General features: G+C 37.9%; 6 protein-coding genes. 4 read left to right on the forward strand and 2 right to left on the reverse strand.

Going from position 1 to position 10,173, the window contains the following annotated elements:
* Nucleotides 1–137: 137 nt before the first annotated feature.
* Genes ACFILW_RS01655 through lpdA form a run of 3 tightly spaced genes read left to right on the forward strand, consistent with a single transcriptional unit; the run spans nucleotide 138 to nucleotide 5,820 of the window.
* Nucleotides 138–3,137: a 2-oxoglutarate dehydrogenase E1 component gene (locus ACFILW_RS01655; RefSeq protein ID WP_375684966.1), complete on the forward strand. Its 3,000-nt coding sequence runs from the start codon at nucleotides 138–140 to the stop codon at nucleotides 3,135–3,137.
* A 33-nt stretch (nucleotides 3,138–3,170) separates the two neighbouring features.
* On the forward strand, nucleotides 3,171–4,382 hold the full coding sequence (odhB, locus tag ACFILW_RS01660; protein WP_375684967.1) for a 2-oxoglutarate dehydrogenase complex dihydrolipoyllysine-residue succinyltransferase: 1,212 nt from the start codon (nucleotides 3,171–3,173) through the stop codon (nucleotides 4,380–4,382).
* Between the two features lie 31 nt (nucleotides 4,383–4,413).
* Nucleotides 4,414–5,820 carry a dihydrolipoyl dehydrogenase gene (gene lpdA, locus ACFILW_RS01665; protein WP_375684968.1) on the forward strand — a complete coding sequence of 469 codons (1,407 nt, stop codon included), beginning with the start codon at nucleotides 4,414–4,416 and terminating at the stop codon, nucleotides 5,818–5,820.
* A 1,116-nt stretch (nucleotides 5,821–6,936) separates the two neighbouring features.
* Here the strand turns inward: lpdA and ACFILW_RS01670 are convergent.
* Both ACFILW_RS01670 and ACFILW_RS01675 read right to left on the reverse strand, forming a co-directional pair.
* Complete coding sequence (locus ACFILW_RS01670; RefSeq protein WP_375684969.1) at nucleotides 6,937–8,175, reverse strand: saccharopine dehydrogenase NADP-binding domain-containing protein; 1,239 nt, start codon at nucleotides 8,173–8,175, stop codon at nucleotides 6,937–6,939.
* A 53-nt stretch (nucleotides 8,176–8,228) separates the two neighbouring features.
* A complete protein-coding gene (locus ACFILW_RS01675; RefSeq protein ID WP_375622135.1) occupies nucleotides 8,229–9,326 on the reverse strand; it encodes a carboxynorspermidine decarboxylase in 1,098 nt (365 codons plus the stop codon).
* Between the two features lie 167 nt (nucleotides 9,327–9,493).
* On the opposite strand from ACFILW_RS01675, the gene ACFILW_RS01680 reads away from it, so the two are divergent.
* Entirely contained in the window at nucleotides 9,494–9,991 is a 498-nt protein-coding gene (locus tag ACFILW_RS01680) for a BA14K family protein (protein WP_375622078.1), read from the forward strand.
* The last annotated feature ends 182 nt before the right edge of the window (nucleotides 9,992–10,173 follow it).

Raw genomic sequence — 10,173 nt, forward strand, 5'->3', positions numbered from 1 at the left:
TTCTTATATTCAGGTGAAAAAAATTTGAATATAAAAAGGTAAAGCTTTTTTGAATGTTCGAACCCTCACTTGCTTTGTAAGCATTTAAAGGTCGAAAAGAGATATGAGGAGACGGAATAAATGTTCCGGAGAGGTATATGGCAAGGCAGGACGAGATAAATAGTCTTTTTGCACAGACGTCATTTCTTTATGGTGGGAATGCGGATTATATAGATCAACTTTATGCCCAGTATGAAAAAGATCCTACCAGTGTTGATTCACAGTGGCGTGCTTTTTTTGCAGGCCTTCATGATAACAAAGAAGATGTTCTCAAAAATGCTGAAGGAGCAACATGGCAACATGATCATTGGCCATTAAAGGCGGATGGCGAGTTGGTTTCTGCTCTTGATGGTGATTGGTCTTCTCTCGAAAAATATCTTGGTGATAAATTAAAAGAAAAAGCAGTAACGGGTGCTGCTCAAAAGGGAAGAATTTCCGGTGAACAAGATATTATTCGTGCAACACGTGATTCTGTTCATGCAATTATGATGATTCGTGCGTTTCGAGCACGGGGGCATCTCCATGCGCAGCTTGATCCTCTTAAATTGGCAGAAAAATTAGAGGATTATAAGGAACTTTCTCCAGAAGCTTATGGTTTTACTCCAGCTGATTATGAGCGTCCCATTTTTATTGATAATATTTTAGGGTTGGAATATGCAACTATTCCACAAATGCTTGAGATTCTCAATCGTACCTATTGTTCAACAATCGGTGTGGAATATATGCATGTTTCTGATCCGGTTCAGAAAGCATGGCTTCAAGAACGCATTGAGGGGCGAGATAAGAAAATGGCTTTCACACAACAAGATAAGAAAGCTATCCTGAATAAGCTTATTCAGGCAGAAGGATTCGAACAGTTTTTAGACACTAAGTATAAAGGTACGAAGCGTTTTGGACTCGATGGTGGTGAAGCGCTGATTCCTGCTCTTGAACAAATTATTAAATGTGGTAGTACTTTAGGGGTGCAAGAAGTTATTTTAGGAATGGCACATCGTGGTCGTTTAAATGTTCTTTCACAAGTTCTTGCCAAACCGCATAGAGCTATTTTTCATGAATTCAAAGGGGGATCTTATAAGCCTGATGATGTGGAGGGATCCGGTGATGTTAAATATCATTTGGGAACTACCGCTGATCTGGACTTTGATGGTAAAAAAGTTCACTTATCGCTGTTGGCTAATCCATCTCATCTTGAGATTGTTGATCCGGTTGTTATGGGGAAAGCACGTGCTAAACAAGATCAACTTGTAAGACCTACGCATACTGATTCACTCCCTTTAAGTGAGCGTTCAAAAGTGTTGCCATTGCTTATTCATGGTGATGCTGCTTTTGCAGGACAAGGTGTTATCCAAGAAACTTTTGGTCTTTCAGGTCTTAAAGGTTATCGTGTTGCAGGTTCACTTCATGTTATTATCAATAATCAGATTGGGTTTACAACATCTCCACATTTTTCACGTTCTTCGCCTTATCCATCAGATGTTGCAAAAATGATTGATGCACCAATTTTCCATGTGAATGGTGATGATCCTGAGGCTGTTGTTTTTGTTGCCAAAATAGCAACAGAGTTTCGTCAAATTTTCCATAAACCGGTGGTTATTGATATGTTTTGTTATCGCCGTTATGGACATAATGAAGGTGATGAACCTTCCTTTACACAGCCGCTTATGTATAAAGCAATTCGTAATCATAAAACAACTCTTCAACTCTATAGTGATCAATTGGTAGCAGAAGGAATGATTACTTCGGAAGAGATTGAGCAACAAAAAAAATTATGGCGCGATAAACTTGAAGGTGAACTTGAAGCAAGTGCTTCTTATAAACCTAATAAGGCTGATTGGCTTGATGGGAGCTGGACGGGACTCAAAGCTTTTAGTAGTTCTGATGAGCAGCATTCTAGAACAACCGGTGTTGAATTAAAAACTTTAAAGGAAATTGGTCAGAAACTTGTCGAAATTCCAGCAGATTTTCACGTTCACAAAACCATTCAACGTTTTTTAAATAATCGTGCTAAAATTTTTGAAACCGGTGAGGGGGTTGATTGGGCAACCGCTGAAGCTTTAGCTTTTGGTTCACTTTGTTTGGAAGGAGCGCCGGTTCGTCTTTCAGGTGAAGATGTTGAACGTGGAACTTTTTCACAACGTCATTCAGTTCTTTATGATCAAGAGAATGAAGCGCGTTATATTCCTTTGAATCATTTACAAAAAGGGCAAGCGCTTTATGACGTTGTTAATTCTATGCTTTCTGAAGAAGCTGTTCTTGGTTTTGAATATGGATATTCTCTTGCTGAACCACGAGGGTTAACACTTTGGGAAGCACAATTTGGTGATTTCTCTAATGGTGCACAGGTCATTTTTGATCAATTTATTTCATCCGCAGAGCGTAAGTGGCTTCGTATGTCTGGTCTTGTGTGTTTATTGCCTCATGGTTTTGAAGGGCAAGGGCCGGAGCATTCTTCTGCACGTTTAGAACGGTTTCTTCAACTTTGTGCGGAAGATAATATGCAGGTTGCTAATTGTACAACCCCTGCAAATTATTTTCATATTTTGCGTCGACAAATTAAGCGTGATTTCCGTAAGCCATTGATTTTGATGACACCGAAATCACTTTTACGTCATAAGCGAGCTGTTTCTCTTCTCAATGAAATGGGGCCAGAAACAAGTTTCTGTCGTGTGTTGCTTGATGATGCAGAATGTCTCAAAGATTCTGTCATTAAGTTGCAAAAAGATAATAAAATTCGCCGTGTCGTTCTTTGTACTGGTAAGGTTTATTACGACCTTTATGAAGAACGTGAAAAAAAGGGTATCGATGATGTTTACCTCCTTCGTGTTGAACAGCTTTATCCTTTCCCTGCAAAAGTTTTGGTGAATGTGTTGTCGCGCTTTTTGCAGGCAGAAGTTTTTTGGTGCCAAGAGGAACCAAAAAACATGGGGGCTTGGTCATTTATTGAGCCTTATTTGGAATGGGTTTTGACGCATATTAATGCGCAATATTCACGTGCTCGTTATGCAGGTCGTCCTGCGAGTGCGTCACCGGCCTCTGGGTTAATGGTGAAACACCTTGAACAACTGGCTGCGTTTCTTAAAGACGCGTTAGGTTCTTAATTTATTACTACTCTGAATGTATGGAAAAATATTATGACTACTGAAATTCGTGTTCCTACTTTGGGCGAATCGGTTACCGAAGCAACGGTTGGTAAATGGTTTAAAAAACTTGGCGAAGCTGTCGCTATGGATGAGCCTTTGGTTGAATTAGAAACTGATAAGGTAACCGTTGAAGTTCCTTCTCCTGTTGCTGGAAAATTATCTGAAATCATTGCAAAAGAAGGCGATACGGTTGAAGTAAATGCTCTTTTAGGAGTGGTGAAAGCTGGAGAAGCTGGTATCTCCCAATCACTTTCACCTTCTGCTACACTTGTTCCAGCGCCTTCATCTGAATCGGAGAAACCTGCTTTGAGCAGTGCAATGCCTCCTTCTCCTTCAGCAGCAAAATTGATGGCTGAAAATAATGTTGCAAAAAGCGATATTTCAGGTTCTGGAAAACGTGGACAAATTCTTAAAGAAGATGTTCTTGGTGGATTAAAACAAAGTACAAATGCCCCTATACCCTCTTCTTCTGCGACGAGTTCTTCGACAACTCCTGTCCAAGAAACACGTGAAGAGCGGGTTCGTATGACGAAATTGCGTCAAACAATTGCTCGCCGTCTTAAAGATGCACAAAATGTAGCAGCAATGTTAACCACATTTAATGAGGTTGATATGTCAGCGGTGATGGATTTGCGCAAGCGTTATAAGGATCTTTTTGAAAAGAAACATGGTGTTAAGCTTGGTTTTATGGGTTTTTTTACCAAGGCTGTTTGTCATGCATTAAAAGAACTTCCTGCTGTTAATGCCGAGATTGATGGGACAGATATTGTTTACAAAAACTATGTCAATGTTGGAATTGCTGTTGGAACGGATAAAGGGCTTGTTGTTCCAGTGGTGCGAGATGCAGATCAAATGTCATTGGCAGAGATTGAAAAAGAGATTGGTCGTTTGGGGCGTCTTGCGCGTGATGGAAAATTAGCCGTTTCTGATATGCAAGGTGGAACTTTTACCATTACCAATGGTGGTGTGTATGGATCGTTGATGTCAACACCGATTTTGAATGCACCACAATCTGGTATTTTGGGAATGCACGCGATTAAAGAGCGAGCAATGGTTGTTGAGGGCCAAGTTGTGATCCGCCCCATGATGTATTTAGCGCTTTCTTATGATCACCGTATTGTGGATGGGCAAGAGGCTGTAACTTTCCTTGTGCGTGTTAAGGAAAGCTTAGAAGATCCGGAACGCCTTGTTCTTGATTTGTAAAATACAGTTTTCAGGATGAAAGGAGAAACGGATGTCTTATGATGTGGCTGTGATCGGAGCGGGTCCAGGTGGTTATGTAGCAGCAATAAAGGCGGCGCAACTGGGACTTAAAGTAGCAATTATTGAAAAGCGTACAACATTAGGAGGAACATGTCTCAACGTTGGTTGTATTCCTTCTAAAGCGTTGTTGCATGCTTCAGAAGTGTTTTCTGAAACCCAGCATGGTTTTGAAACGCTTGGTATTTCTATTGGTAAATCTAAGCTTAATCTTGAACAAATGATGGTTCATAAGAAAGCTGTGGTGACAGCCAATACCAGTGGTGTTTCTTTTTTGATGAAAAAAAATAAAGTTGATACTTTTTTTGGGACAGCCAAAATTTTGAGTGCGGGTCATGTGGAAGTTGTTGCCAGAGATGGTAATAAACAAACAATTGAAACAAAAAATATTATTATTGCTACCGGTTCAGAGAGTTCAGGAATTCCAGGGGTGAATGTTGAAATTGATGAAAAGACTATTGTTTCTTCTACGGGAGCCCTTTCACTTGAAAAAGTACCAGCGCATATGATTGTAGTGGGTGCTGGTGTCATTGGTTCAGAACTTGGATCAGTTTGGAGCCGTTTGGGTGCTAAAGTGACCATTATTGAGTATCTTAATAAAGTTTTGGGCTCAATGGATGGTGAAGTTTCACGGCAATTTCAGAAATTAATGGAAAAACAGGGGATTGAATATAAAACGGGTGCAAAGGTGACAGCTGTTACACAATCTAGCTCAACTGCTCAGGTGAGCTTTGAATCTGTCAAAGGTGGTGAGGCTGAAACTTTAGAGGCTGATGTTGTGCTTATTGCTACTGGACGTTCTCCTTATACAGAGGGGCTTGGCTTACAAGAGGCTGGTGTTCAGTTAGATGAACGCGGATTTATTGCAATTGATGCCCATTGGCAGACGAATGTTCCAGGAATTTATGCAATTGGTGATGTCGTAAAAGGGCCAATGTTAGCACATAAAGCAGAGGAAGAAGGCATTGCTGTGGCAGAGATTTTGGCAGGTCAAAAAGGGCATGTTAATTTTGATGTTATTCCTAGTGTTGTTTATACACAGCCGGAAATTGCGAGTGTAGGAAGAACAGAAGAAGAGCTAAAAACTGCTGGTATTGAATATAATGTTGGCAAATTTCCTTTTATGGCCAATGGTCGTGCACGTGCAATGCAAAAGAGTGATGGGTTCGTTAAAATCCTTTCTGATAAAAAAACAGATAGGGTATTAGGAGGACATATTCTTGGATTTGGTGCTGGTGAAATGATCCATGAAATTGCAGTTTTAATGGAATTTGGTGGTTCATCAGAAGATCTGGGACGTTGTTGCCATGCACATCCTACCTTATCAGAAGCTGTGCGTGAGGCAGCTTTGGCAACATTTGCTAAACCACTTCATATTTAAAAAGCTTTTAAAAAGTACATTTTAAAAGGCACGGGGGGGGGCAGAAAATATTAGTGAAGCATGCAACAAAAAAAGGAATATAACCAATAGTATTGGAATGTTCCATTTGTTGTATGCTTTTCGATAATTACTTTTTTAGATATCTGTTGTGCAGTTTTGATTGATTATCCTGTTGTGCACTATCGTTTAGAGCAGTGGTGTTTAGTCTATGTAAAGTTTTATATATGGGGTAGTTTTTATACTGTTATAAAATATTTAAGATAGGATTCCGAGCTTATCTGCGTGTTTTGTGTTAAGCAAACATCTCTCAAAATGCTCAAATCTACTTCGCGATGGTGGCTCGTGAATGGTATAACTGTAAAGTTCCTCTTGAAATATATGAAATTCATTCAAACTGTTACAAGACCTATTGTGCACCATCATCTTTATGTTTAGTAAAAGTACACACTGACATTATAATACACTTTTTCAGTTTTCAATATTGCTAAAGCTCTTTATTATTTGAGCGTTTTCATAAGAGAAATTTGTCATTTTTTACTCATACGCTTGCTTTGTTTGTGATGTGCAGACAAAAGATTTTAATTGCTTCAATGTGAGAGAGTTTGTGATTAAGAGAATCTTATAGTATTCAGCGTTATGAATCAAATTGAAAATGATGATTTATTATTATAAATCAAAACGTTATATATGAAGAGGGAAGTCAAAAGGAATTCACCCAAAGAAATTGAATTGTTTAATGATTGATGTGGGTTAAGGATCTTTGTCATTTAAGATGAAGAGGGGAGGGATTGAATATTCTAAAAAATACCGCTCTTATTTAAAAGAGCAGTATTTTTATATCTTTTGTTTATGACACTATCTTTTTTATGATAAGACAAGTCATACAGTGTGATTAAATTAGTTTTTGCTTCTCTGTTTATCTTGATCATTGCTTGCTATGTCTTAAAAAGATGATATGTCTCTTCTTTAAGGTTGTTAAGAAATCGCAATGTTGCCAAAATATAACGAATAGCTAAAATTTTTTTGAAAACCATAATTACACGAGAATATTAAGTTTGTTTTCATTGAGCAGTTTTGTGATAACTTAAAAAATTAAGCATATGCTTTCTATAAGTATTAAAATTGTAATTTTTTATCCTCTTGTTGTTCTCTTATAAAAGTGGGAAGCCCCATATGATCAAGATATTTAAGGAAAGGGTGGGGTGGTAATTCCTCTACATTGACCATAGTTTTAACATCCCATTCGCCTGTGGCAATAAGAAGGGCTGTTGCGGCTGCTGGTACGCCAGCTGTATAGGAAATGCCTTGTGCTCCAGTTTCATGAAAAGCTTGTTTGTGATCGGCTATGTTATAGATAAAAATTTCTCTCGGGTTTCCATCTTTTTCGCCTTTAATAAGATCCCCAATACAGGTTTTTCCTGTGTAGTTTTGGGCAAGAGAGGAAGGGTCAGGTAAGACGGCCTTTACGACTTTCAAGGGCACAACTTCTTGACCTTCTGCCGTTTTAATTGGTTGTTCGGATAAGAGTCCGAGATTTTTTAGAACCGTAAAAACAGTGATATAACGATCACTAAATCCCATCCAGAAACGGACATTCTCTACATCAAGATTTTTGGAAAGTGAATGAATTTCATCATGTCCTGTCATATAGGCTTTTTGTTTTCCCACAACGGGAAGATCCCATTCATGGCTGATTTCAAACATTTTATTGGAAGTCCATTTTTTATTTTGCCATGACCATACTTGTCCTGTAAATTCACGGAAGTTAATTTCTGGATCAAAATTTGTAGCAAACCAACGTCCATGATTTCCGGCATTAATATCGATAATATCAATATCTGTGATTTTATCAAAATAATCATCGCGCGCTAATGCCGCATAAGCATTCACTACACCTGGGTCAAAACCTGCTCCTAAAATAGCGGTTATACCAGCTTTTTCACATTCTTGACGCCGAGGCCATTCATAATTGCTATACCAAGGAGGTGTTTCACAAATTTTCAATGGGTCTTCATGAATTGCGGTATCGATATAAGCGCATTTGGTTTCAATACAAGCTGAAAGAACAGACATATTAAGAAAGGCAGAACCAACATTAATGACAATTTCACATTTGGTCTTTTGGATGAGCTTTATAGTTTCTTCTACATTCATGGCATTGAGCGAATGGCTTTTGAGAACACCTTGCTCTTTCATTGTGTTTTTTTCTTTAATAGAAGCAATGATGGCTTCACATTTTTTGAGTGTTCGTGAAGCAATATGAATTTCACCAAAAATATCATTGTTTTGAGCACATTTGTGTGCAACAACTTGTGCAACACCTCCAGCACCAATAATGAGAACATTTTTTTTCATTGTAGGTTCATCTCCTTTTTAATACTGTTGTATGACGTTTTTATGGTTGATCTTTATGAAAGGCTTTCCTGATAGTCGTTATAGCTGAATTGGCGTTGAAGTATTAATGTACCATCGCACTCTTTGAGAACAATAGCAGGCATTGTAACGCCATTAAACCAGTTTTTCTTGACCATTGTATAACCTGCTGCATCCTGAAAAGACAGTCTATCGCCTATTTTAAGAGGTTTTTGAAATTGAAATGTTCCAAAAATATCGCCGGCAAGACAAGATTTTCCACAAATCATAATTTCGTGTGGTCCTTGATTGGGTTCTAATTTAGCACTTTCACGATAAATGAGAAGATCAAGCATATGTGCTTCAATTGAGCTATCAACGATGGCTAGATTCTTTTCATTATACAATGTGTCAAGAACACTGACTTCTAATGTGGTGCTTTTAGTAATAGCAGCTTCTCCTGGTTCTAGAAAAAGAGTGACACTATGAGTTTTAGAAAATTGTTTTAAGCGTTTTGCGAAAGCTTCTAGAGGATAATTCTCAGCCGTAAAATGGATTCCGCCGCCAAGGCTTATCCAGTCAACAGCAGAAAAAAGTTCTGCAAATTTTTCTTCCATATACCCAAGCATTTGGTTAAAAAGATTAAAGTCAGCATTTTCACAATTGTTATGGATCATCAATCCGTTGATAAGAGGCAGAACTTCTTTGATAGCGCTTTGGTTTGTTTCTCCTAAGCGGCTAAAAGGGCGAGAGGGGTTAGCAAGATCAAAATTTGATGCGCTGATTCCTGGATTTAACCTTAAACCTCTTTGAATGGTTTTTGTTGCATCAGAAAAGCGTTGAAGCTGTTGGATGGAATTAAAGATGATTTTATCTGCATAACCACAGGCTTCATCAATTTCATCATCTGCCCAAGCCACTGAATAAGCATGGGTTTCTTTGCCAAATTTTTCTCTTCCTAAACGCAGTTCATAAAGGGATGATGATGTGGTTCCATCCATGAACTCAGACATTAAATCAAAAACACTCCATGTGGCAAAACATTTCAAAGCAAGTAAAATTTTAGCTCCGGACATTTCCCGTAAACGAGAAATCGTTTGCATGTTTTTGATGAGTTTCGATTTGTCTATAAGATAATAGGGGGTTTTTATCATCATTTATTCATTCTTTTTTGAAGGATCTTATTGCCAAGATCAACGTTTAGTACAAAGAGTAACAGAATGTCTCAAGAAAAAAGAGTCTTAAGAAAAGAATCTTTTTCTGTCTAGCAAGAGAAAGGCTTTCTGTAATTACTATTGTTTATTATGTTGAGTTTTTTGTTATGAGTATGAAAAAAAAAATATCTTATGCTTTAGCTTTTGTATTTGTTAGCAGTTTTTTCATTATAACAACCACTCTTGTTAATTGGGGGCAAAATAGAAGTGATGCTAAAGCAAAACTGGTTATGCAGACTTCTGTTCAAGATAGTTCGGTGCCTTTGATTTTTACGGGGCGTAGAGAACTTAATGGTTTCAAAGGTTATCGTCATTATCGGCGTGGTTATCGTAAATACAGTGATAACTGGTGGTATCCTGAAGCGGCATTTGTTACATCTTCGCACTTAAGCACAAAAGGCGCATCATTAAAAGTTGTATCAGATACCAAAAGAGAGTTTTTAGCTTCTTCTTCAGAAAAATTGGAAAAAAAAGAGCCATGGATGTTTTTCCAGCATATTGAATCTTGCCGCGCGCGTTATCGCTCTTATAATAAAAAAGATAATAGTTTCCAGCCTTTTCATGGACCTCGTAAACAGTGTTTATCACGCTTTTTTAAAGGATAGAAATTAAATAAAATTTTAATTGCTTCTTGTCGTGGGCGTTATTGTTCTTACAATAAAGAGAAGACTTGTGTGGTGCGCAGTATTTTCATGCCAGCATTGTTTTTTTTAAAATTTTAAATGCTTTTAAGTTTTATTAAATCTTATTATCATTAAGTGTGGAATGGGGGGTGAGAATATAAGTT

The sequence above is a fragment of the Bartonella sp. TT110JLCBS genome (genome assembly GCF_042193405.1).
GTDB lineage: Bacteria > Pseudomonadota > Alphaproteobacteria > Rhizobiales > Rhizobiaceae > Bartonella.

Bases quoted from the DNA above. Each gene is read 5' to 3' on its own strand.
- ACFILW_RS01655 (WP_375684966.1), top strand. From the start codon at position 138: ATGGCAAGGCAGGACGAGATAAATAGTCTTTTTGCACAGACGTCATTT.
- odhB (WP_375684967.1), top strand. From the start codon at position 3,171: ATGACTACTGAAATTCGTGTTCCTACTTTGGGCGAATCGGTTACCGAA.
- lpdA (WP_375684968.1), top strand. From the start codon at position 4,414: ATGTCTTATGATGTGGCTGTGATCGGAGCGGGTCCAGGTGGTTATGTA.
- ACFILW_RS01670 (WP_375684969.1), bottom strand. From the start codon at position 8,175: ATGAAAAAAAATGTTCTCATTATTGGTGCTGGAGGTGTTGCACAAGTT.
- ACFILW_RS01675 (WP_375622135.1), bottom strand. From the start codon at position 9,326: ATGATAAAAACCCCCTATTATCTTATAGACAAATCGAAACTCATCAAA.
- ACFILW_RS01680 (WP_375622078.1), top strand. From the start codon at position 9,494: ATGAGTATGAAAAAAAAAATATCTTATGCTTTAGCTTTTGTATTTGTT.